The sequence below is a fragment of the Streptomyces sp. NPDC014991 genome (assembly GCF_043080665.1).
Classification (GTDB): Bacteria; Actinomycetota; Actinomycetes; order Streptomycetales; family Streptomycetaceae; genus Streptomyces.
This window is the reverse complement of sequence record NZ_JBIBVY010000001.1, coordinates 172,736-199,009: the sequence shown is the minus strand read 5'-3', so window position 1 is coordinate 199,009 and position 26,274 is coordinate 172,736. Positions and strand designations below refer to the sequence as shown.

Below are 26,274 nucleotides of genomic sequence, written 5' to 3'. Positions count from 1 at the left end.
TATGGTCTGTTCGACGGAAACGGGAGGCACACGGGTGTTGTACGGCACGATGAAGGTCGCCATCGGAGGCCCGCTCAAGGTCGCCTTCAGGCCCTGGGTGGAAGGCATGGAGAACATCCCGGCCGAGGGTCCCGCCATCCTGGCCAGCAACCACCTGTCCTTCTCGGACTCCTTCTTCCTGCCGGCCGTGCTGGACCGCAAGGTCACCTTCATCGCCAAGGCCGAGTACTTCACCACCCCCGGCGTGAAGGGCCGCCTCACCGCCGCCTTCTTCAAGGGCGTGGGCCAGCTCCCGGTGGACCGCTCCGGGTCGCGCGGCGCCGGGGAGGCGGCGGTCAGGAGCGGCATGGAGGTCCTGGAGCGCGGCGAGCTGTTCGGTATCTATCCCGAGGGCACCCGTTCGCCCGACGGGCGGCTGTACCGGGGCAAGCCCGGCGGCCTCGCGCGTGTGGCGCTCGCCACGGGGGCGCCGGTCATCCCGGTCGCCATGATCGACACGGAGAAGATCCAGCCGCCCGGCAAGGTCGTGCCGAAGCTGATGCGGCCCGGCATCCGCATCGGCAGGCCCATGGACTTCAGCCGCTACCAGGGCATGGAACACGACCGGTTCGTGCTGCGCGCGCTGACCGACGAGGTCATGTACGAGATCATGAAACTCTCCGGCCAGGAGTACGTCGACATGTACGCCACCGCCGCCAAACGGCAGCTCGCGGAGGCGGCGAAGGCGGCGAAGGCGGCCAGGGAAGCGGAGAAGGCCGGGGCGGCGGAGAAGGCCGGGGCGGCGGAGAAGGCCGGGACGGCCGAGAAGTAGCCGGGCGGCTCCTGGACGGGGTCCGGGAGCCGGGGGGACATCGGGGGGACCGGGGGACATGCCCGAGCGCGAGCGCGTCATACGGATGTCGGTCGAACTGCCGCTGTGGCGCGCGCTCGCCGGCTACCGCGTCCTGACCACGCTGTACGCCATCGGCCTGTGCGCCACCGCGTACGGCCGGTTCGTCCGGCCCTGGATCGCCGTCGGCTACTACGCCGTCCTGGTGGTGTGGACCCTCGCCACCCTGCCCAGGGTGGCGAACGCGGCGAGCTGCACCCGTCGCTTCCTGGCCGCCGACCTGGCCGTCGCCCTCGCGGGCATCCTGCTCACCCCGCTCGCCGACAGCCACGAGCGGATCGCGGGCGGCGGCCCCACCCTGCCGTCGATATGGACGGCCGGCGCGGTGCTGGCCTTCGCCATCAAGGGCGGCTGGCGCTGGGCGGCCGTCGCCTCCACGGCCGTGGCCGCCGCCAACCTGGCCGAGCGCGGCCACCCCGCCCGGGACACCGTGCACAACGTGATCCTCGTCTGGGTCGCCTCCATCGCGATCGGCTACGTCGTGGAGGTGGCCCGCGCCTCCGAACGCACCCTCGCCCGCGCCCTGGAGATCGAGGCCACGACCCGGGAGCGGGAGCGGCTGGCCCGGGACATCCACGACGGCGTGCTCCAGGTGCTGGCGATGGTGAAGCGGCGCGGCACGGCCCTCGGCGGCGAGGCGGCCGAGCTGGGCCGGCTGGCCGGGGAGCAGGAGGTGGCGCTGCGCACTCTGGTGTCGGGCTCTGTGGTGCCCGTCTCCCGGGTGTCGCGGGACGCGGCGGCCGGAGCCCTCGTACGCGCCGTCGAGGCGGCGGACGAGGAGGAACCGGACGGCCCGGTCGACCTGCGCTGCCTGCTCGCCCCGTACGCCAGAGCCCGGGTCGCCCTCGCCGAGCCCGGCGCCCCGGTGCCGCTGCCGCCGGCTGTGGCCCGGGAGGTGGCCGCCGCCGTCGGGGCCGCCCTGGACAACGTGCGCCGGCACGCCGGGGAGGAGGCGCGGGCCTGGATCCTGGTGGAGGACGAGCCGGGCGAGGTCGTCGTCACCGTCCGGGACGACGGCCCCGGCATCCCGGCGGGCCGGCTCGCCCAGGCCGAGGGCGAGGGCCGGCTCGGGGTTGCCCTGTCGATCCGGGGCCGGCTGCGCGACCTCGGCGGCAGCGCCGAGGTCGTCTCCGTCCCGGGGCAGGGCACGGAAGTCGAACTGAAGGTACCGAAGGGCGCCGTGCGGGCGCGGGGGAAGAGGACGGAGCAGCGATGACGGAGCAGCAGGACCCGATCAGGGTCATGGTGGTGGACGACCACCCGATGTGGCGGGACGCGGTCGCCCGGGACCTGGCCGAGTCCGGCCTCGAGGTGGTCGCCACCGCCGGCGACGGCGAGCAGGCGGTCCGCCGCGCCCTGGCCGCCGCTCCCGACGTCCTGGTCCTGGACCTCAACCTGCCCGCCAAGCCCGGTGTCCAGGTGTGCAGGGAACTGGTCGCCCACAACCCGGCGTTGCGGGTCCTCGTCCTCTCCGCGAGCGGTGAGCACGCGGACGTGCTGGAGGCCGTGAAGTCCGGCGCGACCGGCTATCTGCTGAAGTCCGCCTCCACGGAGGAACTGCTGGACGCGGTGCGCCGTACCGCCGCCGGGGACCCGGTGTTCACGCCCGGCCTCGCCGGTCTGGTCCTCGGCGAGTACCGGCGTCTGGCCGCCGAGCCCGCGCCCGCCCCGGACGCCGGCGGGCCCGGCGCGCCGCGGCTGACGGACCGGGAGACGGAGGTGCTGCGGCTGGTGGCGAAGGGCCTGAGCTACAAGCAGATCGCCGAACGCCTCGTCATCTCCCACCGCACCGTGCAGAACCACGTCCAGAACACCCTGGGCAAGCTCCAGCTGCACAACCGGGTGGAGCTGGTGCGGTACGCCATCGAGCGCGGACTCGACGACGCGTAGCACGTGCGCGGGGCCACGCACCGGAATCACCCTTCCCGCCCCTCCCGTGTGACCTGACTCACCATTAGCGTGACCGGTCGTCAGGCAACCGCGGAGAAGGGACTTCCCCATGCGGGTCGGAGTACTGACCGGAGGCGGCGACTGCCCCGGGCTCAACGCCGTCATCCGGGGCATCGTCCGCAAGGGCGTGCAGGAGTACGGCTATGACTTCGTCGGCTTCCGGGACGGCTGGCGCGGCCCCCTCGAAGGCGACACCGTCCCCCTCGGCATCCCCGCGGTGCGCGGCATCCTGCCCCGCGGTGGCACCATCCTCGGCTCCTCGCGGACCAACCCCCTCAAGGTGGCCGACGGCATCCGCCGGATCAAGGACAACCTGGCCAAGCTGGACGTCCAGGCCCTCGTCGTGATCGGCGGCGAGGACACCCTGGGCGTCGCCGCGCGGCTGTCGGACGCGTACGGGGTGCCCTGCGTCGGAGTGCCCAAGACGATAGACAACGACCTGTCCGCCACCGACTACACCTTCGGCTTCGACACCGCCGTCAACATCGCCACCGAGGCCATCGACCGGCTGCACACCACCGCCGAGTCCCACATGCGGGTCCTGGTGGTGGAGGTGATGGGCCGGCACGCCGGCTGGATCGCCCTGCACTCGGGCCTGGCCGGCGGCGCCAACGTCATCCTCATCCCCGAGCAGCGCTTCGACATCGAGCAGGTCTGCGGCTGGGTGACCTCCCGCTTCCGGGCGTCGTACGCGCCGATCGTGGTCGTCGCCGAGGGCGCCATGCCCAAGGACGGCGCCATGGTGCTCAAGGACGGGTCGATGGACTCCTTCGGGCACGTCCGGCTGTCCGGGGTGGGCGAGTGGCTGGCCAAGGAGATCGAGCGGCGTACCGGCAAGGAGGCCCGCACCACGGTCCTCGGCCACGTCCAGCGCGGCGGCACCCCCAGCGCCTACGACCGCTGGCTCGCCACCCGCTTCGGCCTGCACGCCGTCGACTGCGTCCACGACGGCGACTTCGGCACGATGGTCGCCCTGCGCGCCACCGACATCGTCCGCGTCCCCCTCGCCGAGGCGACGGCCAGGCTGAAGACGGTGGACCCGGGGCTGTACCGGGAGGTCGGCGTGTTCTTCGGCTGAGCCCCAGGCCGGGCCCGGGGACCGCGCACGGTCCCCGGGCCCTGTCCGGTCTACGCCGTCCTGCTCGCCCCGCGCAGCCGGTCGAGCAGCTCGTGGACGACCGCCGCGCCGTTCAGGGTGAGGACCGACTCCGGGTGGAACTGCACCCCGGCGAACCCGGGCCCCCGCAGGGCGTGCACCTCGCCGTCGGCCGCCCGGCTCACCTCCACGCCGCGGGCGGCCAGCCCGTGGGCCGCCCCGTCGTCGCAGCGGGCGGCGAAGCTGTTGTAGAAGCCGACGGTCTCCGGCCGCCCGAACAGGTCGATCACCGTCTGCGCGCCCTGGTGGGGCGCCTCCTTGCGGACGAGGTCCAGGCCCAGCTCGGCCGCGATCAGCTCATGGCCCAGACAGACGCCCAGCACCCCGTGCCGGTGCTCCCGCAGCACGTCGGCGGTGAGCGTCCGCAGGAACCGCATCTTCGGGTCGGCCGCGTCGCGGGGGTCACCCGGACCGGGACCGAGCACCACCGGTCCCTCGTGCGCGAGCACGGCCGCCCGCAGCCCCGGCTCGTCGTAGCGCCGTACGGTCACCCCGAGGCCGTCCGAGCGCAGCACGTGCGCCAGCATCGCGGTGAACGTGTCCTCGCCGTCGACCACGAGGGCGTGCCCGGCGGACTCCGGCGCGCGGTCCTGCATCCGCAGCCAGAACGGGGCGAGCGCGGCCCGCCGCCCGTCCAGCGCGGCCCGCACCCGCGGGTCGTCGGCGAGCCGGGGCCGCCCGTGCTCGGGGCGCGGCGGGGCCGGCCTGACCCCGAGGGCGGCCAGTACGCCCGCCGCCTTGGCGTGGGTCTCCGCGACCTCGCCCGCCGGGTCGGAGCCGCGCACCAGCGTCGCCCCGACCGGGACGCGCACCCGGCCGTCGGCACCGATGTCGGCGGTGCGGATGAGGATGGGGGAGTCGAGGGTCTGCGCGCCCCCGGAATCCCGGCCGAGCAGCGCCAGCGCACCGGCGTAGTACCCGCGGCCCGTGCCGTCCGGCCCGACGGGCTCGTACCGCTCGATGACCCGGCAGGCGTTCTGCACCGGCGACCCGGTGACGGTCGCCGCGAACATGGTCTCGCGCAGCACCTCCCGCACGTCCAGGGACGACCTGCCGCGCAGCTCGTACTCGGTGTGCGCCAGGTGCGCCATCTCCTTCAGCCGCGGCCCGACGACGACCCCGCCCATGTCGCCGACGGTGCACATCATCTTCAGTTCCTCGTCGACGACCATCGACAGCTCCTCGGTCTCCTTGCCGTCGGCGAGGAAGGAGAGCAGGTGCTCCGGCGTCGGGCCCCCGGCGGGATAGCGGTACGTCCCGCTGATCGGATTCATCACGACCGTCCCCCCGGACATCCGGACGTGCACCTCCGGGCTGGCGCCGACCAGCGTCCGGCCGCCCGCCTCCGGCCCGGTGTGCACGACGAACGTCCAGTACGCGCCGCGCTCGCCCACCAGCAGCCGCCGGAACAGCGCGAGCGCGTCCGCGCGGCCGAAGCCGGGGATCCGGCCCTCGTACGTGCGCCGGATCACGAAGTTCGCGCCCTCGCCCCGGCCGATCTCCTCGCGCAGCACGCGGCCGACGATCCGCGCGTACTCCTCGTCGGCCACGTCGAATCCGCCGTCCTCGACCCGCACGTCGTGCGCGGGCAGCTGCGCGAGTGCCTCGTCAAGGGAGAGCGTGTGCGTCTCCTCGGGGGTGAGGACGAGCAGCGGGGTGCCGTCGTCGCGGACGTCGAAGCCGCGTTCGCGGATCTGCCGGAACGGGACGAGGGCGAGCCCCTCGCCGGGGAGGTCGGCGAGCCGCTCACGGTGGGTCACCGGGCCGAGCAGCACCTCCACCGTCCGCTCGTCGTGGCCGGGGGTGCGGCGGCGGAGCAGGGCGAAGGGGCGGGGGTCGGAGAGCAGGTCCTTCAGGTGCACGGGGCGGATTCCTTCTCGATCGTCTGACGGAGAGGAACGGCCCGGGAACGCCGAAGGCCGCCCCTCGGGCGGCCTTCGCGAAGTGTGGGTACGCGCGATCAGCGGGCCGCCGGAGAAGCGGTCCACCACCAGTTCTGGATCGACGGCGCGAACATGCGAAAAACCCTACCTCACCCCCGCGGTGTCCAGGTAGTAATCTCCGCGTCTCATTCTTCGAGCCAGGACAAAATCATTCGACACGACCCCGTAGTGTTTGTGGGGTGACCGTGAACGCTAAGACCAGCCCGAGCGCTGGCAACACCTGGCGAGACCTGCCCGCGGCGCAGCAGCCCGAGTACCCCGACGCCGAGGCCCTGCGCGCAGCGATCGCGGACCTCGAGTCGTATCCGCCGCTCGTCTTCGCGGGCGAGTGCGACCAGCTGCGCGCCCGGATGGCGGCCGTCGCCAAGGGAGAGGCGTTCCTCCTCCAGGGCGGCGACTGCGCCGAGGCCTTCGACGGGGTGTCGGCCGACCACATCCGCAACAAGCTGAAGACGCTGCTCCAGATGGGCGCCGTCCTCACCTACGCGGCCTCCGTGCCGGTGGTGAAGGTCGGCCGTATCGCGGGGCAGTACTCCAAGCCCCGTTCCAAGCCGACCGAGACCCGCGACGGTGTCACCCTGCCGGTGTACCGGGGCGACTCGGTCAACGGCTTCGACTTCACCCCCGAGTCCCGTATCCCGGACCCCGAGCGGCTGAAGCGCATGTACAACGCCTCGGCCTCCACGCTGAACCTGGTCCGCGCCTTCACCACCGGCGGTTATGCCGACCTGCGCCAGGTGCACGCCTGGAACCAGGACTTCGTGCGGACCTCGCCGTCGGGCCAGCGCTACGAGCAGCTCGCGCGGGAGATCGACAACGCGCTGAACTTCATGCGGGCCTGCGGCACGGACCCGGAGGAGTTCAAGACCGTCGAGTTCTTCTCCTCGCACGAGGCGCTGCTGCTGGACTACGAGTCCGCCCTGACCCGGGTCGACTCCCGCACCGGCAAGCTGTACGACGTCTCCGCGCACATGGTCTGGATCGGTGAGCGCACCCGGCAGCTGGACGGCGCGCACATCGAGTTCGCCTCGCAGATCCGCAACCCGATCGGCATCAAGCTCGGCCCGACCACCACGGCCGAGGAGGCGCTGCGGTACATCGACCGCCTCGACCCGGAGCGGGAGCCGGGCCGGCTGACCTTCATCGTCCGCATGGGCGCCGACAAGATCCGCGACCGGCTCCCCGAGCTGCTGGAGAAGGTCACGGCGTCGGGTGCGACGGTGGCCTGGGTGACCGACCCGATGCACGGCAACACCTTCGAGGCGGCCTCCGGCCACAAGACCCGCCGCTTCGACGACGTGCTCGACGAGGTCAAGGGCTTCTTCGAGGTCCACAAGGCGCTCGGCACCCACCCGGGCGGCATCCACGTGGAGCTGACCGGTGACGACGTCACCGAGTGCGTGGGCGGCGGCGACGAGATCTTCGTCGACGACCTGCACCAGCGCTACGAGACGGCCTGCGACCCGCGGCTGAACCGCAGCCAGTCGCTGGACCTCGCGTTCCTCGTGGCCGAGATGTACCGGGACCAGTGACCGGGGAGCACTGACCTCCTGGGGCGCGGATCACATGCGATCCGCGCCCCTCGCCCTTTGCGGGTCCCGCCGGTATGGGTAAGGTTAGGTTTGCCTCACCGGGAACGGGGCGGCAGGAGAACAGCGATCCCGTCGGGAGGTGAACCGCGTGTACGTGTGCAGCTGCTTCGGCATCACGGAGGCCCAGGTCAAGCGGCACGCGGAGAACGGCGCCTGCACCCCGCGCCAGGTCGCCTCCGCCTGCAAGGCCGGCACCGACTGCGGTTCCTGCGTCCGCCGCATCCAGGCCATCCTCGGCCGGGGCGCCTGCCCGCGCCCCGAGCCGGCCGACCAGGGCCGGCCGGCCCTCGCGGAGATCGCGGACGCCGCGTAGCCGCGGCGCGGCTCAGCTCTCCGGCTGCTCGATCACCTGGGCGATGTAGAGAGCCTCGCCGAGTTTCTCCAGCAGTTCCAGCTGGGTGTCCAGGTAGTCGATGTGGTGCTCCTCGTCGGCGAGGATGGCCTCGAAGATGTTCGCGGACGTGATGTCACCCTTTTCGCGCATCACCCTGATGCCACGCCTGAGGCGGTCGATCGCCTCCGCCTCGACCTGCCGGTCGGCCTCGAACATCTCCCGGACCGTCTGCCCCACCCGGACATGGAACAGCCGCTGGTAGTTGGGCAGCCCCTCCAGGAACAGGATCCGGTCGGTGAGCACTTCGGCGTGCTTCATCTCGTCGAACGACTCGTGCCGCGTGTACTTGGCGAGCTTCGTCCAGCCGAAGTTCTCCTGCATCTTGGCGTGCAGGAAGTACTGGTTGATGGCGGTCAGCTCGCCGGTGAGCTGCTCGTTGAGGAACTCGATGACCTCGGGGTCGCCCTGCATCGCAGCGGCTCCTTCCACACGGGGGACGGGGGAGGTGTGCGGCGGCATGATCGCACCGGCGACGAAGAACATCCAGTAAGTGCGTACTTAGTGAGTATGTACCGAGTTGTCGCCAGTTGTTCGGATCGCGTACGGGTGGTCAAGGGCATCGCCCGAGGTCTGTCAGGATGGATACATGGGTCATCCGGTGGAGCGAGAGTCGGGGGCGGCGGCAGGTTCCGGGCTTCCGCCGGGTCAGCGGCTCCAGCGCGGCTGGCCGGTCACGCACTACGGGCCGGTGCCCAAGTTCCGGCCCGAGCGCTGGGAGTTCCGGATCTTCGGCGCCACCGCCGACGGCGACAAGCGCACCTGGGACCACGAGGAGTTCACGGCGCTGCCGTACACCACCGTGGTCGCCGACCTGCACTGCGTGACGAAGTTCAGCATGACCGGCGCGGAGTGGGGAGGCATCCCGGCCCGCACGATCCTGGACCTCGCGCCGCCCGCGCCGGACGTCACCCATGTGATGGTCTGGGCGGAGTACGGCTTCAGCTCGAACCTGCGCCTCGCGGACTTCGCCTCCGACCGCACGATCTTCGCCACCCACAAGGACGGTGAACTGCTCACCGCCGAGCACGGCTTTCCGGTCCGCCTGATCGTGCCGCACCTGTACGCCTGGAAGGGGCCCAAGTGGGTCCGGGGCGTGGAGTACATGACGGCCGACCGCCGCGGCTTCTGGGAGGAGCGTGGCTACCACAACATCGGGGACCCCTGGAAGGAGCAGCGCTACTCCTACCAGGAGGAGCCCGGCGACGGCCCCGAGCTGTGACTCCAGCCGCGTGGGGGGTCAGTGATGGTACTGGTGCACCACCGCGTGCCCCCTGCCCCGCGAAATCGTCCACCTGTTGACCGGTGTGGTCACCAGGAAGGCGATCACGAGCGACACCGCGAGCGAGATCCAGAACAGCGGATCGCCGAGCGCCGCGTCCATCGCGGACGGCCAGAGCACGATCACACCGTTGTCGATCAGCTCCATCACGGCGATGGACAGGGTGTCGGCGGCCAGCGCCACCCGGACGGCCGTACGGAGGTCCACCCCGGCGCGCAGGACTCCGCGCAGGGTGAGCGAGTAGCCGAAGAAGAAGGCCAGGACGATCGCCAGCAGCGTGGTCGGCAGGTTGCCCCATCCGAACGCGGTGCCCACGACCATGCCGAGCACCTCGCCGATCGCGCAGCCGGTCAGGCAGTGCAGCGTGGCGCGGACCGCCGTCGGCCAGGTGGCCGTGGGGCCGGTGTGCTCGTGGCGCTGGTGTTCGTGGCCGGTGTGGGTGTGGTCCATGGTTTCCCCCGAGCCGAGTGACGGTTCCTGTCGTCCGGAGGAACCAGGTACCCCTGGGGGGTATTCCCGGGTTTCCGGACGGGGTCAGGAATCCCGGAGTTTCTTCAGCCGTTCCACGTCCGCCGCGTGGCCCTCCCGGCCGCCCGGCGTCTCGATGACCAGCGGCACGCCCTCCGTCGCCGGATGGGTCATCAGGGCACGGAACGGATCCTCGCCGATGTGGCCGGCGCCGATGTTCTCGTGCCGGTCCTTGTGCGCCCCCGCGACGTCCTTGGAGTCGTTGGCGTGGATCAGCCTCAGCCGGCCCTCGCCGACCGTGTCCACCAGCAGATCCAGGGTGCGGTGCATGCCGTCCCGCCCGGTCAGGTCGTGCCCGGCGGCGAAGACGTGGCAGGTGTCCAGGCACACGCCCAGCTTCGGATGCGCGTCCAGCGCCTCGAAGTACGGCCCGAAGTCCCAGGTCCGCGAGCACAGCGAGGCGCCCTGTCCGGCGGTCGACTCCAGCAGCAGGAACGGGTCGTCGTCGTGGGTCAGCTCGTCCAGCAGCGGCAGCAGGTGCTCCCGGACCTGCTTCAGCGCCACCTCCCGCGCCCGTCCGCCGGTCGCGCTCCCGGTGTGCACGACCACGCCCAGCGCCCCGATCTCCCGCCCGCGCCGCAGCGAGTGCCGCAGCGACTCCACCGACCGCTCCACGGTCGCCTCGGTGTGGGAGCCGAAGTTGATCAGGTAGGGGGCGTGGACGTACGCCGGTACCGACTCCTCGGCGCACGCCGCGCGGAACGCCTCGTCCTGCCGCGGGTTCCCGGCGGGCGTGGCCCAGCCGCGCGGGTTGGCGACGAAGACCTGCACGGCCTCGGCCCTCAGCTCACGGGCGTACGACAGGCCCACGGAGTGCAGGCCGCCGGCCACGGGCACATGGCTGCCGACCGGGTTGCGGGGGAGGAGGGGCGACGGTTCGGGACTCACCCGTTCAGGGTGTCATGCGCGGCCCGGCGCCCGGACCGCGGTCCACGGTGACCCCGCTCACCGGATGGTGATCGTGATCGTCGCCCCCTTGGGCGCCCTGTCACCGCCGGCCACCGACTGCTTCTTCACGGTGTCGCCGAACAGTCCGAGCAGCCCACGGTCGTCGTCGACCTCGAAACCGGCGGCCTCCAGCCGCTTGTGCGCGTCGTCCACGCTGTCCCCGACCACGTCCGGGACCTTGATCATCTCCGGGCCCCTGGACAGCGTCAGCGTCACCGTGTCGCCCTCGGCGGCCTTCCCGCCGTCCCGCGGGCTCTGGGCGGCCACCTTGCCCCTGTCGTACGAGGAGTGGACCCGCCCGGTGGCGATCCGCACGGTCAGCCCCGCGTCCGACAGCTCCTGCTTCGCGCCGTCCACGTCCTCGCCGGTGACGTCCGGCACGTCGATGGGGCTGCCCTTGCTGACGGTCAGCGCGATCGCCGACCCGGCATGCCGCTCGGTGCCCGCGTCCGGGGTCGTACCGATCACCGACCCCCTGGGCACGTCGTCGCTGAACGCGCGCGTGACCATGCCCGCCTCCAGACCGTCCGCCTTCAGCCGCGCCTGCGCCTGCGCCAGCGGGCGGCCCGCCACGTCGGGCACCTTCACCGTCTTCGGACCCAGCGACACGGTCAGCGCCACCGCGTCGTGGTCCCGGATCCGGGCACCGGGCGCCGGGTCGCTGCTGATGACCGTGCCGCGCCTGACCGTGTCGTTGTACGCGTGCCTGACCTGCCCGACGTCGAGCCCGGCGTCCTTCAGCCGCGCCGTCGCCTGCGGCTCGGTCTTCGCCAGCAGCGGCGGGACCTCGGTGAACTGGCCGGAGTTGATGTACCAGACCCCGGCGCCCACGCCGAACACCACCAGCACCGCCGCGACGACCGCCAGCACCGTGCGCCGGGGCCGCGCCGGGCGCCGCCGGGGAGGCGGCGGCGGGCTCGCGAAGCGGGCGGTGCGGTCGGTGACGTCCGCGGGGGCGTCGCCGTCGACGGGCAGCGGCCGGGGCACGGTCAGCGAGCGCGGGATCACGCTCGTACGGTCACCGGCGTTGTCGTGCTCCGCGGTCAGCGCCTGCGGCGGCAGCGCGTCCAGCTGCTCGTCGGTCAGGCCCTCGCGGGCCTCGCGCACCTGGAGGAGGAGTGCCACGGCGTCGTGCGGCCGGACGTCCGGGGTCCGCGCGGTGGCCGACGCCACCAGCTCGTCCAGCTGGTACGGCAGCCCGGGCACGAGCGCGGAGGGCGGCGGTACGTCCTCGTGGATGTGCCGGTAGAGCACCTGGGCCGGCGATCCGCCGGCGTGCGGCTTGCCGCCCGTCAGCATCTCGTACAGGACCACACCGCACGCGTACACGTCGACGCGCGGGTCGGCGGTGCCCTGCTCGATCTGCTCGGGGGCGAGGTAGGAGACGGTCCCGAGGACGGCGCCCGTCGTACTGGTCACCGTGTCCACGGAGCGCACCAGCCCGAAGTCGGCCACCTTCACCCGGCCGTCGTCCCCTATCAGCACGTTCTCGGGCTTCATGTCCCGGTGCACGAACCCGGCCAGGTGGGCGGCGCCGAGCGCGGCCAGCACCGGCTCCAGGATGTCCAGCGCGGCCCGCGGCTGCACGGCACCCCGCTCGCGCAGCACGTCCCGCAGGGTGCACCCGGCGACGTACTCCATCGCCAGGTACACGTACGACCCGTCGGTGCCCTGGTCGAAGACCTGCACCACGTTGGGGTGGTCCAGCCGGGCGACGGACTTCGCCTCCCGGATGAACCGCTCGACGAAGGACCCGTCGACCGCGAGCGCCGGGTGCATCACCTTCAGCGCGAGGACGCGGTCCAGGCGGGTGTCCAGGGCCCGGTAGACCGTGGCCATCCCGCCGGCCGCGACCCGCGCGTCGACGCGGTAGCGGCCGTCGAGCACCTGACCGACGAGGGGGTCCTGAAGGGTCGTATCCACGCAGGGGAGTCTACGAGGACCCACCGACGCCGACGCCGGCCGCGGTGCCCCGGGCGGCGGAATGCAGCAGAGCTGTGACTGTCACGCGACCCGGAGCCCCGCGGGAGGCGGGACCGGCCGGAGCCGGCCCCGCTCCGTCAGCACGGTCCTAGAAGGCGGGCCGCTCAGGGTCCAGGCGGGCCAGGCCCGCGGCCGGGGAGGAGGCCTCGGCGAAGTGGCGGCGCGGGATCCGCCCGGCCCGCCGGGCCAGCCGCCCCGCCTCCACGGCGTGCTTCATGGCCGTGGCCATCAGCTCCGGCTCCTGCGCCCGCGTCACCGCGGACGCCAGCATCACCCCGGCACAGCCCAGCTCCATCGCGAGGGCCGCGTCGGACGCCGTACCGGCCCCCGCGTCCAGGATGACCGGCACGCGCGCGTGCTCCACGATCAGCTGGAAGTTGTGCGGGTTGCGGATACCGAGCCCGGACCCGATCGGCGAGCCCAGCGGCATCACCGCCGCGCAGCCGGCGTCCTCCAGCTTCCGCGCGAGGACGGGGTCGTCGTTGCAGTACGGCAGCACCGTGAACCCCTCGTCGACCAGCGTCTCCGCGGCCTCCAGCAGCTCCACCGGGTCCGGCAGCAGCGTCCGCTCGTCGGCGATGACCTCCAGCTTGATCAGGTCCGTGCCCAGCGCCTCCCGGGCCAGCCGGGCGGTCAGCACGGCCTCGCCGGCGGTGAAGCAGCCCGCCGTGTTCGGCAGCACCCGTATGCCGAGCCGTTCCAGCACGGACAGCACCGAGCCGTGCACGGCAGGGTCCACCCGGCGCATCGCGACCGTGGTCAGCTCCGTGCCGGAGGCGACGAGCGAGCGCTCCAGCACGTCCAGACTGGGCGCCCCTCCGGTGCCCATGATCAGCCGGGACGACAGGGTCAGCCCACCGAGAACCAGAAGATCGTCGGCCATCGCTCAGCCTCCCTGCACGGCGGTGAGGACCTCGACGCGGTCGCCCGCGTCGAGAGGGGTCGCCGCCCACCGCGCGCGCGGGACGACGGTCTCGTTGACGGCGGCGGCCACCCCGCGCGGCGCCGTGGTGAGGGACCCCACCAGGGTGTCGAGCGCGGTGCCCGGGACGATGCGGCGGGGTTCGCCGTTGACGGAGATGGTGACGGAATCACTCATGCGGGCTGCTCCAGCTGTTCCACGGGCGCGGCGCCGAACCGCCGCGGGGTGAACGGACGTGCCTCCTGAGGAAGGTCGCCGGTGACCAGGGTGTGCGCCAGCACGTCCCCGGTCACCGGCGTGAGCAGCACCCCGTTGCGGTGGTGCCCGGTGGCGAGCAGCAGTCCGTCCAGGCCGGACGGGCCGAGCAGCGGCGCGTTGTCGGGGGAGGCGGGCCGCAGCCCGGCCCGGGTCTCGGTGAGCGGCAGCTCGGTGATGCCGGGCACCAGCTCGTGGGCGTCGCGCAGCAGCTCGTACACGCCCCCCGCCGTGACCGTCGTGTCCCAGCCCAGCTCCTCGCTGGTGGCGCCGACGACCAGCTCGCCGTTCTCCCGGGGCACCAGGTAGACCTGGCTGCCGCGGACCACCGCGCGCACGGTACGGCTCAGGAACGGCGCGAACCGGCGCGGTACGGCCAGCCGCAGCACCTGCCCCTTGACCGGCCGGACCGGGGGCCGCAGCTCCTCCGGCAGGCCCGCGAGCCGCCCGCTCAGGCTCCCCGCCGCGAGAACCACCTGACCGGCGCGCAGCCCGGTCCCGTCCGCCGTGGTGACCCCGGCGGCCCGGCCCCCCGCGACGTCCAGCCGCTCGGCCCACGCGTGGTGGAACACCACGCCGGCCCGCTCGCACGCCGCCATCAGGGCCGCCGACAGCCGCCGCGGGTCGACCTGGTGGTCGCCGTCGACCCGCAGGCCGCCGCGCACCCCGGGCGCCAGCATCGGCTCCAGGCGCCGGCACTCCCGTCCGGACAGCCACTCGGAGGCGAGCCCCGAGCGCTGCTGCAGGGCGTGCAGGTCCCGCAGGTGGGCACGGTCGTCGGCGTCGAGCGCGACGGCGAGGGTGCCGCAGCGGCGGTAGCCGGGGTCGTGGCCGGTCAGCTCGGTCAGCTCGGCCACGAACTCCGGGTACCGGCGGGCCGACTCCAGGTTGAGGGCGAGCAACGTCTCCTCGCCGTAGTGCAGTTCGGTGACCGCGGCGAGCATCCCGGCCGCGACCCGGGCCGCCCCGCCACCCGGTTCGGGGTCCACCACGGCCGTGGCGAGCCCGCGTTGCGCGGCCCGCCAGGCCGTGACCAGGCCGATGATCCCGCCCCCGATGACGAGGACGTCGGACGTACGTGACGACATGGGCGTCCAGCCCCTCCCTTCGCCGGCATGACCCGGATCAGGTTCGTACGGTCGGAGGCCGCCAGCCTCCCTCTCAGCCCGGTGCGTCCGGGCTCCCGCGAGTGCTTGTACGGTGGCCACCCTAGCCCGCCCCGCTCACCACGCGTAAGGGAGCCCTCCGCCATGGCCCGCTCGCTCGACGGACTGCGTTTCGCCCCCGTGGCGGATCAGGCCCCAGGTCAGGTGGGCACCCGCACCCGGTTCGCCTACCACGAGGACGACGGCGCGATCTGGGCCGAGTACGCGGGCGGCGACGTCGTACGGGGCCACCTGGTCGGCACCCGCGACGGCGACCGGCTGGACTTCCGGTACGTGCAGCTGAGGACCGACGGGACGACCGCCTCGGGGCGCTGCGCGTCCACGGTCGTGGAGCTGCCCGACGGGCGGGTGCGACTGGAGGAGACCTGGGAGTGGGAGTCCCGGCCGGGCTCCGGCACGAGCGTTGTGGAACAGGTCACGAGCACGCCCCCTGACTGACGGAACGTCACCTGACTATGGTGACCGGGTGAGCGAGCAGACAGCGCAAGAGGACACGTCGCAGGGACCGCGCGTGGTCGTCGTCGGCGCGGGCATGGCCGGGGTCCAGACCGCGGTCGCCCTGCGGGAACAGGGCTTCCGGGGCGCGGTGACCGTCATCGGGGCCGAGCCCCACCAGCCGTACGACCGGCCGCCGCTGTCGAAGGCCGTCCTGCTCGGCAAGGCCGAGGGATCCGCCTTCGACGTGGACTTCGAGTCCCTCGGCGTCGAGCTGCGCCTGGGCTGCGAGGTGCGGGGCCTGCGCCCCGCCGACCACGAACTGGACACCGGCGCGGGCCCGGTGCCGTACGACGTCCTGGTCCTCGCCACCGGCGCCGAACCCGTCACCCTGCCCGGCACCGAGGACATGCCCGGCGTGCACCTGCTGCGCACCCTGGACGACGCCGAACGGCTGCGGCCGGTCCTCGCCCGGCAGCACGACGTCGTGGTCGTCGGCGCCGGCTGGATCGGCGCCGAGTTCGCCACCGCCGCCCGCGAGGCGGGCTGCGCGGTGACCGTCGTCGAGGCCGCGGACCGCCCGCTCGCCGGCGCCCTGCCCGCCGAGGTCGCCGCCCCCATGGCCGCCTGGTACGCCGACGCGGGCGTGGAACTGCGCACCCACGCGCGCGTGGAGCGCGTCGAGCCCGGCGCGGTGCTGCTCGCCGACGGCACACGGCTGCCCGCCGGCGCCGTCGTCGTCGGCATCGGCGCCCGCCCTGCCACCGCCTGGCTGGCCGGCTCAGACATCGAGCTGGGCGCGCACGGCGAGGTCCTCGCCGACGCCCACCTGCGCACCTCCCTGCCGGACGTGTACGCCGTCGGCGACTGCGCCTCCTTCCCGTCGGCCCGCTACGGCGAACGGCTGCTCGTCCACCACTGGGACAACGCCCTCCAGGGCCCGCGCACGGTGGCCGCGAACATCCTCGCCGCCGGCCACCTCGGCGACACCCCCCAGACCTACGACCCGGTGCCGTACTTCTGGTCCGAGCAGTTCGGCCGGTTCGTACAGCACGCCGGCCACCACGCCGCCGCCGACCACCTGGTCTGGCGCGGCGACCCGGCGGGACCGGCCTGGACGGTGTGCTGGCTGCGCGAAGACCGGCTGGTGGCCCTGCTGGCGGTCGGCCGCCCCCGGGATCTGGCGCAGGGACGACGGCTGATCGAGGCGGGCCGGCGGATGGACGCCCACGCACTGGCCGACCCGAGCCGCCCCCTGAAGGACGCCGGCACCGACCGGCCGGGGCCGGCCGGCCGGCCCGCATGAGGACCCCCTGCGCCCACTGACCGGCCCGGCACGACGGCCCGGGTGGACCCACCTGGCTTCCGACTGTCGGTGGGGGATGGCAGGCTTGTCCTGTGACCGAGATTGACGCAAAGATCGATGCTCTCGTCCCCGCCTGGCTCACCCTGCCCGACATCGCCGAGATGTTCGGTGTCGAGGTGACGCGTGTGCGGCAGCTGGTCAAGGACGGCCAGCTCATCGCCGTACGCCGAGGTGAGAACAGGGCGCTGCACGTCCCCGCCGCCTTCATCGACGAGGACAAGGTCGTCAAGGGCCTGGCCGGGACCCTGACGCTCCTGCGGGACGACGGCTTCACCGACGAAGAGATGATCGAGTGGCTCTTCACCCCCGACCCGAGCCTGCCCGGCACCCCCGCGCAGGCCCTGAGCGAGAATCGCGGCACGGAGGTGAAGCGCCGCGCCCAGGCGCTCGCCGTCTGAGGCGGCCCGCACCAGGGGGTGGCGTGCGGGCCCCACGCCCGCACGCCACCCGGACCGTCAGACACACCGACCACGGGGGGACCCACCCATGTCCGACACCGCCCGCGCCGCGCTCGCCGACGCCCGGCTGTACCTGTGCACGGACGCCCGCGAGCGCCAGGGCGACCTGCCGGAGTTCCTGGACGCGGTCCTGGCCGGCGGTGTCGACATCGTGCAGCTGCGCGACAAGGGCATGGAGGCCGCCGAGGAGCTGGAACACCTCCAGATCCTCGCCGACGCCTGCGCCCGGCACGGCAGACTCCTCGCGGTCAACGACCGCGCGGACGTCGCCCACGCCGCCCGCGCCGACGTGCTGCACCTCGGGCAGGGCGACCTGCCGGTCCCGGCCGCCCGCGCGATCCTCGGCGACGGTGTGCTGATCGGCCGCTCCACGCACTCCGAGGCCGAGGCCACCGCTGCCGCCGCCCAGCAGGGCGTGGACTACTTCTGCACCGGCCCCTGCTGGCCCACCCCCACCAAGCCCGGCCGGCACGCCCCCGGCCTCGACCTGGTCCGCCACACGGCGGCCCTCGGCACCGACCGTCCCTGGTTCGCCATCGGCGGCATCGACCTCGGCAACCTGGACGAGGTACTGGACGCGGGCGCCCGCCGGGTCGTCGTGGTCCGCGCCATCACCGAGGCCGGCGATCCGGGCGCCGCGGCGGCCGAGTTCGCGAAGCGGCTGCGTGAGGTCCGGTAGCGGCCGGCCGGCTCCGGTCGGTGTCCGCTGTCCACCTGCTGGACAAAAAGCAGATAATTCAGGCGAATATCCGCTGACCGGTTGGGGGACCGCCCACCCCTGGTTAACCTGCGGGTATGGCCCTCGGAACCGCGTCCACCAGGACTGATCGCGCCCGTACCGTGCGTGACATGCTCGCCACCGGCAAGACGGTCTACTCGTTCGAGTTCTCGGCGCCGAAGACCCCCAAGGGTGAGCGGAACCTGTGGAGCGCGCTGCGGCGGGTCGAGGCGGTCGCTCCCGACTTCGTCTCCGTGACCTACGGCGCCGGCGGCTCCACCCGCGCGGGCACGGTCAAGGAGACCCAGCAGATCGTCGCCGACACCACGCTGACCCCGGTCGCCCACCTCACCGCGGTGGACCACTCCGTCGCCGAACTGCGCAACATCATCGGCCAGTACGCGGACGCCGGCATCCGCAACATGCTCGCCGTCCGCGGCGACCCGCCCGGCGACCCCATGGGCGAGTGGGTGCCCCACCCCCGGGGCCTGACCTACGCCGCCGACCTCGTCCGGCTCATCAAGGAGTCGGGCGACTTCTGCGTGGGCGTCGCCGCGTTCCCGGAGATGCATCCGCGCTCCGCCGACTGGGACACCGACGTCGCGCACTTCGTGGACAAGTGCCGCGCGGGCGCCGACTACGCCATCACACAGATGTTCTTCCAGCCGGAGTCCTATCTGCGGCTGCGCGACCGGGTGGCGGCGGCGGCCTGCGACACCCCGGTCATCCCCGAGATCCTGCCGGTCACCAGTGTGAAGATGCTGGAACGGTTGCCTAAACTCAGCAACGCCCGCTTCCCGGATGCCCTGAAAGAGCGGATCCTCTCAGCGAAGGACGATCCGGCGGCGGTACGCTCCATCGGTATCGACTTCGCCACGGAGTTCTGCGCACGGCTGCTGGCCGAGGGAGTGCCCGGACTGCACTTCATCACGCTCAACAACTCCACGGCGACCCTGGAAATCTACGAGAACCTGGGCCTGCACCACCCCCCGCAGGCCTAGACCGGCCGCACCGCGATACGCCACACTGCGGAGCGGCCACTGAGAGGGGCGTACATGGGCTGGACGGTCCTCTACATCGCGTTCGGCGGCGTCGCGCTGTGGCTGCTCGGCGAGGTACTGCTGCAGTACAAGGCGCGTCTGCGCTGGCGGCTCCTCGCTTTCGCCGGCTTCGTCGGTGTCGTGCTCGGTGTGCTGATCCCGTCCGTCGTCGTGATCGGACTGGGCGCGATCGCCTTCGCGGTCGGCCAGACCTACGTCACGCTGTCGTTCCGCCGCGGCTTCGCCTCGGGCTGGGCGGTCAAGCGCCCCGGCCCCGAGGCCGACGGCGGCAGCAAGCGCCGCCGCGGCCGGACGGACCGGCGCGAACCGGACACGCAGGGCGCCGGCACGCAGTTCGCGGGCACCGCCGACGACGCGGACGCGGATTACGACGCCCACGGCAGCCACGGCCACGGCCAGGCGTCCGGTGACTACGACGACTACGACCGCGACGACGTCTTCACCCCGCCCCCCTCCCGTCCGGCCGAGCCCACCGGCGCCGGGACCGGCGACGTCTACGCGCCGCAGCCCCTCCCCGACGACACCGGCGAATACGGCGTCTACGGCGGCCCCCCGGCCTACGCGGACAACGCCCAGCCCCAGAGCGCGGCCCAGCAGAGCTACGCCTACGACTACTCCGGCTACGGCCAGCAGAACTACGGCTACGACGGCGCGGGCCAGCAGGCCTACGCCAACTACTCCGACCCGTACATCGGCAGCCAGCCTTACGACGCCTCCTACGGCACCGACCCCTCCCAGCAGTACGGCCAGCAGGGGTACGCCCAGGACCTGTACGCCGGCGGCGGCTACGGCGAGACCCCGGCCGACGGGGTGTGGGTGCCGCAGCAGCGCACCGACGAGACGTACGGCGGAGCACTCCCGCAGGAGCAGCCCTATCCGCACCAGGCGGGCGCCCAGCAGCCGCAGCCCGGCACCGGGTACGACGAGCAGTACCGCTTCTGAGCAACCGGGTCGCAAGCGGCGGGCCCGCTCGCCGGCGGGCCGGTCACCGGGAGCCGCGGAACTCCGGGCCCTCCACGATCAGCCCGGCCACCAGCGCGCCCGACATGCCGGCGTGCGGGAGGCCGCCGCCCGGGTGGGACCAGCCGCCCACCCGGTACAGGCCGGGCAGGCGCGTGGTGTTCCCCGGGCGCAGGAAACGCCCCCGGCCGGCGGCGAGCGCGGGCGCGGGCACGGCCCCGGCGCCCGTCTCGTCCCCGACGTGTCCGGGCACGCGGACCTCGTGCCACAGCAGGCGCTCCCGCAGACCGGGTATCGCGCGCCCGGCGGTTTCGAGGAGCAGCTCGGTGTACCGCCGCACCGTGGCCTCCTCATCCCAGGGGGCCTGGGGCGACACCACGGCGGACAGCACCACGGACTCGTGCCCGTCGTCGGGCCGCAGCGCGGGGTCGTCGGGGCGCAGCACGGTCACCGTGGGCGGCGGAGGCACGTCTCCGCCCGGGGAGACCAGGAAGTCAAGCTCCGACTCGGGGGCCGCCGGGTGGACGACCGTGCGGTGCACGGCTCCGGGCTCCGGCGCGCCGCGCAGGGCGAGCAGCAGGGCGAACCGCGCGAACGGGGCGGCGAGCGGCTCGGCCCCCACGTCACCGGCGGTGTCCAGGGGACGCTCCGTCAGGGCCCGCAGTCGCGCCGGGTCCACGTCCGCCACGACATGGTCGGCGTCGGCCACCGTGCCGTCCGCCAGCTCCACCCCCGCGGCCCGGCCGTCCTTCTCGGTGATGCCGGTCACCTCGGTGCCGAAGAGGAACTCCACCCGCCGCCGCACACACCGCTCGTACACCGCGCGCGCCAGCTCCCGGATGCCGCCGCGCACGTACCAGGTGCCGAAGGCGTGCTCCATGTACGGCAGCACGGCGGCGCTCGCCGGGACGGAGCGGGGATCCAGGCCGTACGCGAGCACCTGACTGTCCAGGAGGTCTGCCAGGCGCTCGTCGCGCAGCTCCCACCGGCCGATATCGGCCACCGTGCGTGCCGTCCGCGTGCGCAGCAGCCGCTTGTGCGGCACCGCCGGATACGGCTCCTTCCCGGCCAGCACCTGCCAGTCGGGCCACAGCGGCTCCTCCAGCAGCGGCCGGCGCGTGCGGTCCCAGGCCTCGCGGGCCCGCACCAGGAAGTCGCCCCAGCGCCGGCCCGCCCCCTCGCCCAGCGCTTCGTCCAGAGCGGCGACGACACCCGCGCGTGAGGCGTTCGGCAGGGACACCGCGGTGCCGTCGGCGAAGACGTGCCGGGCCGACGGGTCGACCTGGACCAGCTCGACGCAGTCCTCCAGCGGCTCCTTGCCGGTCTTGACGAACAGGTCGCGGTACACGGCGGGCAGTGTCAGCAGTCCCGGGCCCGTGTCGAAACGGAACCCGTCCCGCTCGAACCGGCGCACCCCGCCGCCGTACGTCTCCGTCCGTTCGTACACCGTCACCCGGTGGCCCGCGACGGCCAGCCGGGCGGCAGCCGCCATCGCGCCCATCCCGGCGCCGATCACCGCAATCCGTGCCATGCCTGCGACTGTATCGAGGGCCACCGACAAGCCGTCCGCCGGGCGGCCGCGGTGCCGGTCAGGGGACCCGGGTGACCGGCCGCCGCTCCGCGCGCCGCCGGGCCCGGCGGCGCAGGAAACGCCGGATGCGCGAGAGGAGGAACACCAGGAGCAGCAGCCCGCCGGCCAGCAGGACGGCCGCGATGACCGCCGCCGCCGCGGGGTGGAACATCGCCAGCGCGACGATGCCGCCGACCCCGAGGTCCTCGGCGAGGCTCAGCACGACGTTGCTGAACGGCTCCGGTGAGGTGTTGACCGCCATCCGCGTCCCGGCCTTGACGGTGTGGCTGGCCAGCGCCGTCGACCCGCCGATCAGGCCGGCCGCCACGTCCGGGAGCGAGCCGCTGTGGCCGGCGAGCAGCGCCCCGACCCAGGCGCCGGCGGCCGGCCTGACCACGGTGTGCACGGAGTCCCACACCGAGTCGACGTACGGGACCTTGTCCGCGACGGCCTCGCACAGGAACAGCACGCCGGCGACGATCAGCACCTGGGGACTCTGAAGGGCCTGCGGGACGTCGTCGCTCAGACCCGTCACGCCGAACAGGCCGAGCAGCAGTACCACCGCGTAGGCGTTGATACCGCTGGCCCAGCCGCTCGTGAAGACCAGGGGGAGTACGGACACGGAACCGATCGTAGCCAGGCGCCGGTCCGGTGTCGTGGGCCTGTGCACGGACGGCTGAGTACACGTACTCAGGCCTCCGGATGAGTATGCGCGCGGATGGGAAGCCGGCCCCGGAGACGGGAGAGTGGTGTCCACGGCAGGGGGCGTGACCCGGCACCGCCGGCACGGGGCGGCGGAACGGTGCACGCCCGCAGGCCGCTCCTTCCGCCGATCCGTCGGCGGGAGCGAGACACGGGGGTCCCGGGGAAGACCACCACGGGGGTCCGTACGGGCTTCCCCGCACGGGGAGACCCGTACGGGGAAGTCCGGAAAGTACGGGGGAGCGACGGGGGAGTACGGGGAAGGGGAAGGCGCCGGTCCGGAGACGGACCGGCGCCTTCCTCGCGCGCCCGGGCGCCCCCGGTGTGCCTGGGCGCTCAGACCCTGCCGCTGACCCGGCCCTGGAGCAGCCGGGACAGGGCCGCGTGGACGTCGTCCAGGGAACGCTCCGGCTGGAAGGACTTCCAGTCCAGCGCGGCCACCAGCACCATGCCCACGAGCGCCGCCGCCGTCAGCTGCACGTCGATCTCCTCGCTGAACTCCCCGGCCGCCACGCCCTCGCGCAGTACCCCCTCCACCACCGCGACGGCCTCCTGCCGCACCACCATCAGGGTGGACTGCCAGGCCCGGTTGGTGCGCCACAGCTCGGCGACGTACAGCTGGGTGAAGGCCGGGTAGCGGTCGATGAAGACCAGGCCCGCGCGGATCATCGCGTCCAGCGCGTCCACCTTGTCGCCGCCCTCGGCGGCGGTCCGCTCGGCCGCCTCCTTCAGGGAGGCGGTGAGCAGGCCCACGCCGTGCCTCAGCAGCTCCTCGAAGAGGACGGACTTGCTCGCGAAGTTGTAGTAGACCGTGCCCTTCGCGACCCCGGCCCGCTCGGCGATCTCGTCCACCGTGGTCGCGGAGAACCCCTGCTCGGCGATGAGGGTGACGGCCGCCTCGTAGAGCTTCTGGCGGGTGGCCTCGCGGCGCGTGCTGCCGCCGGACCTGGCGCTGCTGCTTTCCATGGCCCCGATTCTCACAGGTACGCGCGCGTGCACGTGCTTTCCGGGGATCACAGGCTCAGCTCCGGGTGCAGCCGGTCCAGCGTCCACACCTGGCGGCGCCCGGCCGCGAGGGCGGTCAGCGCGAGAGCGCCCGCGGTGAACGCGGTGAGCACGGCGCACGCCTGCCACACCGGGCCCAGTCCACCGCCCGTGATCAGCCGGCGCAGCGCCTCCACGATGTAGCTCATCGGCAGGAAGGGATGGATCGCGTTGAAGAAGCCCGGGCTGGTCTGCACCGGATAGGTACCGCCCGCCGAGGTCAGCTGGAGCATCAGCAGCGCGAGGACCAGGATCCGGCCCGCCGCGCCGAACTGGGCGTTCAGCCACTGCACGATCGCCGCGAAACAGGCCGTGACCAGGAACAGGAAGCCGATCGTGCCGGCCGCCCGGAGCATCTGGAGACCGATCGCCCAGTGCAGCACGGCCATCAGCGCGGTCACCTGGAGCACCCCCACGGCGACCACGGGCAGCCAGCCCGCGAGCGCGATCCGCCAGGCGGACGAGCCGGCCGCGAGGGCCCGCCGGTTGAGCGGCGCGATCAGCATGTAGGCCACCATCGCGCCCACCCAGAGGGACAGCGGGATGAAGTACGGGGCGAACCCGGTGCCGTAGTTCGGGGCCTGGTGCAGGTCGTGGGAGGCCAGCTGGACCGGGTCGGCCATCACGCCGGTGCGCCGGTCGCGGTCCTGCTTGTCGTAGTCCGGGATCTTCTTCGCGCCGGAGTGCAGCCCGCCGGCCAGCTTGCCGGAGCCGTCGGAGAGCTTGTACAGGCCGCCGTTCAGGGTCTCGGCGCCGGACTTCGCCGTCCCGATGCCCTGGTCGAGCTTGTCGGCGCCGGTGTGCGCGGTGCCGAGCGCGGTGTGCAGCTTCTCCGCCCCGGCGGCGACCTGCTGCGCCCCGGTGTTCAGCTTGTTGATCTTCTTGACGGCGTCCTCGACGTCCTCGGAGAGGTGCGGAGCCCGCGCGGCGAGGGCGTCGGCCTGCTTCCGGAGCGTGCCGAGGTTGTCCCGCATCGTCTTCAGGTCGCCGTCCTGGTCGGCGATGAGCGTGTTGAGGTCGTCGGCGACGGTGGCCACCTCGGCGGCGGCCCGCTTGACCCGCTTCAGGTCGGGGCAGGCCGGGTCCGGGACGGTCGCGCTCTCGCACCGCGCCCGGTAGACCTCGTCGATGACGGCCGAGGACGCGTGGGCGGTCTTCGCCGCGCCCGGCGCGAGCTTCACCAGTACGTCGAGGTTGTCCTTGACCGTCCTGGCCGAGTCGGAGACCAGCCGGGCCGTGTCTGCGACGGTCCTCTCGTTGCTCTTCAGGAACGGTCCTGCCTCGGCGTACACCCCGTCGACCCGGTCGGCGAGTCGCCGGGTGCCGTCGGCGACCTGCCGTGACCCGTCCTCCAGGTCCGCGGAGCCCGTGTCGAGCTTCTTCAGGCCCTTGGCCAGCCTGCCGCTGCCGTCCTTGGCGGTCCGCAGTCCGTCGGCGAGGTCCTTCGAGCCCTTCTCCGCCTTTCCGATGCCGGTGTTCAGCTTGTCGGCGCCCTCGGCGGCCGTGACGGTCTTGTCGTGGATGTCGGAGAAGGAGACGAAGATCTTGTCGAGGAAACCCCGGGACGCCTTCTTGGACGCCGCCGAGCGCACCTCGTTGAAGACGGTGCGGGAGATCTGGCCGACGATGTAGTTGTTCGCGTCGTTGGTGCGCACCTGTAGGGCGCCGGTCTCCGGGGAGTCGCCCGAACTGGACGCGATACGCCGGCTGAAGTCGCCGGGCATGGTCAGCGACAGGTAGTACGTGCCGTCCTCGACACCCGCGTGGGCCTCCTCGGCGCTCACCTCGTGCCACTCGAAGGTCCGGCTGTCACGCAGTCCGCCGACGATGTCGTCACCGGCGGTGATCTTCTTCCCGCCCGCCGTGGCGCCCTTGTCGTCGTTCACCAGGGCCACCGGGATGCGGTCCAGACGGCCGTACGGGTCCCAGAAGGACCACAGGTAGAGCGCGCCGTAGAGCAGGGGCAGCACGAGCAGCGCGACCAGGGCGGCGCGCGGCAGCTTCCCGCGCCCGAAGCGCCTCAGTTCAAGCGCGGCGAGCCTCGGTGAGCGCATCACTGTCCTCCTTCGCGTCCTCGGATACGTCCTGCGGGCCGCTTCCGTCGCCGTTCCCGGCGTCGCCGTCGTGGTCGTCGCCCGCGCCGGAGCCGGTCGTCTCGTGGCCGGTGTCGTCGCTGCGCAGGGTGGAGACGGACACGCAGTCCCCGGGAGCGGTGCGGCACACCGCCAGGACCGTCGTCCCCCCGCGCGCGACGGATCGCAGCAGGTCCCACACCTCGGCGCGCTCGGCGTCCGAGAGCTTCATGTCCACGTCGTCCACGCCGAGCAGCCGGGGCCGGCCGATCAGGGCCAGGGCGACGGACAGGCGCAGCTCCTCCAGCCGTTCCAGGTCGCGGACGGCCGTGCGGGAACCCTTGGGCAGGCTCTCGACGTCGAGTCCGGCGGCGGCCAGGGCCGCGTCCACGCGCAGCCGGGCCTCGTGCGCGCGGCGGGCCCGGGGGTGCAGCAGCCCGCGCAGGGAGCCGGCGAACCGGCGCTGGAGCAGGGACCGCTCACGCAGGTGTTCCCCGACGGTCAGGGCCGGTTCCGGATCCGTCACGCCGGCCACGTTGGCCACCGCGCTGACGCGGCGCAGGGCCGCCATGTGCCGGGGAAGTGTGAAACCGCCGACGGCGGCCACTCCTTCGGTGGGCTTCATCCGTCCCGTGAGTGCGAGGAGCAGACACGTGCGGCCGGAGCCGGACGGTCCCTCGATCGCGACCAGCGAGCCGGGCTCCGCCTCGACGGTGATGTCGCGGAAGGCCCACCCCCGTGGCCCCCTGAGTCCGAGGCCCCCGGCCCTGACGTCCGCGCCGGCCGTGCCGTCCGTGCCGTCCACGCGCCCCCCTGCCCCATGAAATTGAACTGACTGGTCAGTGCAAAAATACGCCCGAACCTACGATCGAGGCAAAAGGCC

At 73.0% G+C, this 26,274-nt stretch carries 27 protein-coding genes and 1 riboswitch; of the genes, 13 read left to right on the top strand and 14 right to left on the bottom strand.

Features of this window, described 5'->3' with window-relative positions; genetic code table 11:
• The first annotated feature begins 37 nt into the window (after window positions 1-37).
• From ACF1BE_RS00890 to ACF1BE_RS00875, 4 genes are all read left to right on the top strand, one after another.
• Entirely contained in the window at window positions 38-811 is a 774-nt protein-coding gene (locus tag ACF1BE_RS00890; protein WP_392197385.1) for a lysophospholipid acyltransferase family protein, read from the top strand.
• Window positions 812-869: 58 nt separating this feature from the next.
• The gene (macS, locus tag ACF1BE_RS00885) at window positions 870-2,105 is read left to right on the top strand and encodes a MacS family sensor histidine kinase (RefSeq protein WP_392196831.1); all 1,236 of its coding nucleotides are present in this window, start codon (window positions 870-872) and stop codon (window positions 2,103-2,105) included.
• Window positions 2,102-2,779, top strand: a complete 678-nt coding sequence (locus tag ACF1BE_RS00880) for a response regulator (RefSeq protein ID WP_392196830.1) — start codon at window positions 2,102-2,104, stop codon at window positions 2,777-2,779. The genes macS and ACF1BE_RS00880 overlap by 4 nt, the downstream gene beginning before the upstream one ends.
• A 109-nt stretch (window positions 2,780-2,888) precedes the next feature.
• Complete coding sequence (locus tag ACF1BE_RS00875) at window positions 2,889-3,917, top strand: 6-phosphofructokinase (protein WP_392196829.1); 1,029 nt, start codon at window positions 2,889-2,891, stop codon at window positions 3,915-3,917.
• A gap of 50 nt (window positions 3,918-3,967) precedes the next feature.
• Here the strand turns inward: ACF1BE_RS00875 and ACF1BE_RS00870 are convergent, their stop codons facing one another.
• Together ACF1BE_RS00870 and ACF1BE_RS00865 are read right to left on the bottom strand one after the other, a co-directional pair.
• Window positions 3,968-5,857, bottom strand: coding sequence for an anthranilate synthase family protein (locus ACF1BE_RS00870; RefSeq protein ID WP_392196828.1), 1,890 nt, complete (start codon window positions 5,855-5,857; stop codon window positions 3,968-3,970).
• A 98-nt stretch (window positions 5,858-5,955) separates the two neighbouring features.
• The gene (locus tag ACF1BE_RS00865; RefSeq protein WP_121791294.1) at window positions 5,956-6,012 is read right to left on the bottom strand and encodes a trp operon leader peptide; all 57 of its coding nucleotides are present in this window, start codon (window positions 6,010-6,012) and stop codon (window positions 5,956-5,958) included.
• Window positions 6,013-6,117: 105 nt separating this feature from the next.
• Here ACF1BE_RS00865 and ACF1BE_RS00860 point away from each other — a divergent pair, with 105 nt between their 5' ends.
• Window positions 6,118-7,470, top strand: a complete 1,353-nt coding sequence (locus ACF1BE_RS00860; protein WP_392196827.1) for a class II 3-deoxy-7-phosphoheptulonate synthase — start codon at window positions 6,118-6,120, stop codon at window positions 7,468-7,470.
• A gap of 139 nt (window positions 7,471-7,609) precedes the next feature.
• Window positions 7,610-7,843 carry a bacterioferritin-associated ferredoxin gene (locus ACF1BE_RS00855; RefSeq protein ID WP_392196826.1) on the top strand — a complete coding sequence of 78 codons (234 nt, stop codon included), beginning with the start codon at window positions 7,610-7,612 and terminating at the stop codon, window positions 7,841-7,843.
• 12 nt (window positions 7,844-7,855) lie between these two features.
• Here the strand turns inward: ACF1BE_RS00855 and bfr are convergent, their stop codons facing one another.
• Window positions 7,856-8,335: a bacterioferritin gene (gene bfr / locus ACF1BE_RS00850; RefSeq protein WP_392196825.1), complete on the bottom strand. Its 480-nt coding sequence runs from the start codon at window positions 8,333-8,335 to the stop codon at window positions 7,856-7,858.
• A 175-nt stretch (window positions 8,336-8,510) separates the two neighbouring features.
• Between bfr and ACF1BE_RS00845 the strand changes: the two genes are divergently transcribed.
• Window positions 8,511-9,143, top strand: coding sequence for a sulfite oxidase-like oxidoreductase (locus ACF1BE_RS00845; RefSeq protein WP_392196824.1), 633 nt, complete (start codon window positions 8,511-8,513; stop codon window positions 9,141-9,143).
• A gap of 18 nt (window positions 9,144-9,161) precedes the next feature.
• Here the strand turns inward: ACF1BE_RS00845 and ACF1BE_RS00840 are convergent, their stop codons facing one another.
• The 6 genes from ACF1BE_RS00840 to thiO form a co-directional block, all read right to left on the bottom strand.
• Complete coding sequence (locus ACF1BE_RS00840; protein ID WP_392196823.1) at window positions 9,162-9,653, bottom strand: DUF4396 domain-containing protein; 492 nt, start codon at window positions 9,651-9,653, stop codon at window positions 9,162-9,164.
• A gap of 84 nt (window positions 9,654-9,737) precedes the next feature.
• Window positions 9,738-10,619: a deoxyribonuclease IV gene (locus ACF1BE_RS00835; protein ID WP_392196822.1), complete on the bottom strand. Its 882-nt coding sequence runs from the start codon at window positions 10,617-10,619 to the stop codon at window positions 9,738-9,740.
• A gap of 57 nt (window positions 10,620-10,676) precedes the next feature.
• Window positions 10,677-12,602 carry a Stk1 family PASTA domain-containing Ser/Thr kinase gene (pknB, locus tag ACF1BE_RS00830; protein WP_392196821.1) on the bottom strand — a complete coding sequence of 642 codons (1,926 nt, stop codon included), beginning with the start codon at window positions 12,600-12,602 and terminating at the stop codon, window positions 10,677-10,679.
• Window positions 12,603-12,750: 148 nt separating this feature from the next.
• The gene (locus ACF1BE_RS00825; RefSeq protein ID WP_392196820.1) at window positions 12,751-13,545 is read right to left on the bottom strand and encodes a thiazole synthase; all 795 of its coding nucleotides are present in this window, start codon (window positions 13,543-13,545) and stop codon (window positions 12,751-12,753) included.
• 3 nt (window positions 13,546-13,548) lie between these two features.
• A complete protein-coding gene (gene thiS / locus ACF1BE_RS00820; RefSeq protein WP_392196819.1) occupies window positions 13,549-13,761 on the bottom strand; it encodes a sulfur carrier protein ThiS in 213 nt (70 codons plus the stop codon).
• Window positions 13,758-14,927 carry a glycine oxidase ThiO gene (gene thiO / locus ACF1BE_RS00815; protein ID WP_392196818.1) on the bottom strand — a complete coding sequence of 390 codons (1,170 nt, stop codon included), beginning with the start codon at window positions 14,925-14,927 and terminating at the stop codon, window positions 13,758-13,760. Before thiO ends, thiS begins: the two co-directional genes overlap by 4 nt.
• A riboswitch (TPP riboswitch) is annotated at window positions 14,925-15,036 on the bottom strand. (Overlaps the previous gene by 3 nt.)
• Window positions 15,037-15,089: 53 nt before the next feature.
• Here thiO and ACF1BE_RS00810 point away from each other — a divergent pair.
• The 6 genes from ACF1BE_RS00810 (at window position 15,090) to ACF1BE_RS00785 (ending at window position 19,985) form a co-directional block, all read left to right on the top strand.
• Window positions 15,090-15,443 carry a hypothetical protein gene (locus ACF1BE_RS00810; protein ID WP_392196817.1) on the top strand — a complete coding sequence of 118 codons (354 nt, stop codon included), beginning with the start codon at window positions 15,090-15,092 and terminating at the stop codon, window positions 15,441-15,443.
• A gap of 28 nt (window positions 15,444-15,471) precedes the next feature.
• Window positions 15,472-16,746 carry an NAD(P)/FAD-dependent oxidoreductase gene (locus ACF1BE_RS00805; RefSeq protein ID WP_392196816.1) on the top strand — a complete coding sequence of 425 codons (1,275 nt, stop codon included), beginning with the start codon at window positions 15,472-15,474 and terminating at the stop codon, window positions 16,744-16,746.
• Between the two features lie 92 nt (window positions 16,747-16,838).
• A complete protein-coding gene (locus ACF1BE_RS00800; RefSeq protein WP_392196815.1) occupies window positions 16,839-17,204 on the top strand; it encodes an Rv2175c family DNA-binding protein in 366 nt (121 codons plus the stop codon).
• A gap of 88 nt (window positions 17,205-17,292) precedes the next feature.
• Complete coding sequence (thiE, locus tag ACF1BE_RS00795; RefSeq protein ID WP_392196814.1) at window positions 17,293-17,943, top strand: thiamine phosphate synthase; 651 nt, start codon at window positions 17,293-17,295, stop codon at window positions 17,941-17,943.
• 116 nt (window positions 17,944-18,059) lie between these two features.
• A complete protein-coding gene (metF, locus tag ACF1BE_RS00790) occupies window positions 18,060-18,983 on the top strand; it encodes a methylenetetrahydrofolate reductase [NAD(P)H] (protein WP_392196813.1) in 924 nt (307 codons plus the stop codon).
• Window positions 18,984-19,037: 54 nt separating this feature from the next.
• Complete coding sequence (locus tag ACF1BE_RS00785; protein WP_392196812.1) at window positions 19,038-19,985, top strand: hypothetical protein; 948 nt, start codon at window positions 19,038-19,040, stop codon at window positions 19,983-19,985.
• A 43-nt stretch (window positions 19,986-20,028) separates the two neighbouring features.
• Here the strand turns inward: ACF1BE_RS00785 and ACF1BE_RS00780 are convergent, their stop codons facing one another.
• The 5 genes from ACF1BE_RS00780 to ACF1BE_RS00760 all read right to left on the bottom strand — a co-directional run bounded on the left by ACF1BE_RS00780 (window position 20,029) and on the right by ACF1BE_RS00760 (window position 26,196).
• On the bottom strand, window positions 20,029-21,534 hold the full coding sequence (locus ACF1BE_RS00780) for a phytoene desaturase family protein (RefSeq protein WP_392196811.1): 1,506 nt from the start codon (window positions 21,532-21,534) through the stop codon (window positions 20,029-20,031).
• A gap of 58 nt (window positions 21,535-21,592) precedes the next feature.
• Window positions 21,593-22,195, bottom strand: a complete 603-nt coding sequence (locus ACF1BE_RS00775; protein ID WP_392196810.1) for a DUF4126 domain-containing protein — start codon at window positions 22,193-22,195, stop codon at window positions 21,593-21,595.
• 416 nt (window positions 22,196-22,611) lie between these two features.
• Window positions 22,612-23,241 (bottom strand): TetR/AcrR family transcriptional regulator, encoded by a 630-nt coding sequence (locus ACF1BE_RS00770; protein ID WP_392196809.1) that lies wholly within the window; start codon window positions 23,239-23,241, stop codon window positions 22,612-22,614.
• 47 nt (window positions 23,242-23,288) lie between these two features.
• Window positions 23,289-25,373 (bottom strand): YhgE/Pip family protein, encoded by a 2,085-nt coding sequence (locus ACF1BE_RS00765; protein ID WP_392196808.1) that lies wholly within the window; start codon window positions 25,371-25,373, stop codon window positions 23,289-23,291.
• Entirely contained in the window at window positions 25,345-26,196 is an 852-nt protein-coding gene (locus ACF1BE_RS00760) for an ATP-binding cassette domain-containing protein (protein WP_392196807.1), read from the bottom strand. Before ACF1BE_RS00760 ends, ACF1BE_RS00765 begins: the two co-directional genes overlap by 29 nt.
• Between the last annotated feature and the right edge of the window lie 78 nt (window positions 26,197-26,274).

What these genes read in the sequence shown, in the direction of transcription:
- ACF1BE_RS00770 (WP_392196809.1), bottom strand. Translation starts at nt 23,241, where the DNA reads ATGGAAAGCAGCAGCGCCAGGTCCGGCGGCAGCACGCGCCGCGAGGCC.
- metF (WP_392196813.1), top strand. Translation starts at nt 18,060, where the DNA reads ATGGCCCTCGGAACCGCGTCCACCAGGACTGATCGCGCCCGTACCGTG.
- ACF1BE_RS00845 (WP_392196824.1), top strand. Translation starts at nt 8,511, where the DNA reads ATGGGTCATCCGGTGGAGCGAGAGTCGGGGGCGGCGGCAGGTTCCGGG.
- ACF1BE_RS00785 (WP_392196812.1), top strand. Translation starts at nt 19,038, where the DNA reads ATGGGCTGGACGGTCCTCTACATCGCGTTCGGCGGCGTCGCGCTGTGG.
- ACF1BE_RS00825 (WP_392196820.1), bottom strand. Translation starts at nt 13,545, where the DNA reads ATGGCCGACGATCTTCTGGTTCTCGGTGGGCTGACCCTGTCGTCCCGG.
- ACF1BE_RS00810 (WP_392196817.1), top strand. Translation starts at nt 15,090, where the DNA reads ATGGCCCGCTCGCTCGACGGACTGCGTTTCGCCCCCGTGGCGGATCAG.
- ACF1BE_RS00880 (WP_392196830.1), top strand. Translation starts at nt 2,102, where the DNA reads ATGACGGAGCAGCAGGACCCGATCAGGGTCATGGTGGTGGACGACCAC.
- bfr (WP_392196825.1), bottom strand. Translation starts at nt 8,335, where the DNA reads ATGCAGGGCGACCCCGAGGTCATCGAGTTCCTCAACGAGCAGCTCACC.
- macS (WP_392196831.1), top strand. Translation starts at nt 870, where the DNA reads ATGCCCGAGCGCGAGCGCGTCATACGGATGTCGGTCGAACTGCCGCTG.
- thiO (WP_392196818.1), bottom strand. Translation starts at nt 14,927, where the DNA reads ATGTCGTCACGTACGTCCGACGTCCTCGTCATCGGGGGCGGGATCATC.
- ACF1BE_RS00765 (WP_392196808.1), bottom strand. Translation starts at nt 25,373, where the DNA reads ATGCGCTCACCGAGGCTCGCCGCGCTTGAACTGAGGCGCTTCGGGCGC.
- thiE (WP_392196814.1), top strand. Translation starts at nt 17,293, where the DNA reads ATGTCCGACACCGCCCGCGCCGCGCTCGCCGACGCCCGGCTGTACCTG.
- ACF1BE_RS00840 (WP_392196823.1), bottom strand. Translation starts at nt 9,653, where the DNA reads ATGGACCACACCCACACCGGCCACGAACACCAGCGCCACGAGCACACC.
- ACF1BE_RS00780 (WP_392196811.1), bottom strand. Translation starts at nt 21,534, where the DNA reads ATGGCACGGATTGCGGTGATCGGCGCCGGGATGGGCGCGATGGCGGCT.
- ACF1BE_RS00875 (WP_392196829.1), top strand. Translation starts at nt 2,889, where the DNA reads ATGCGGGTCGGAGTACTGACCGGAGGCGGCGACTGCCCCGGGCTCAAC.
- thiS (WP_392196819.1), bottom strand. Translation starts at nt 13,761, where the DNA reads ATGAGTGATTCCGTCACCATCTCCGTCAACGGCGAACCCCGCCGCATC.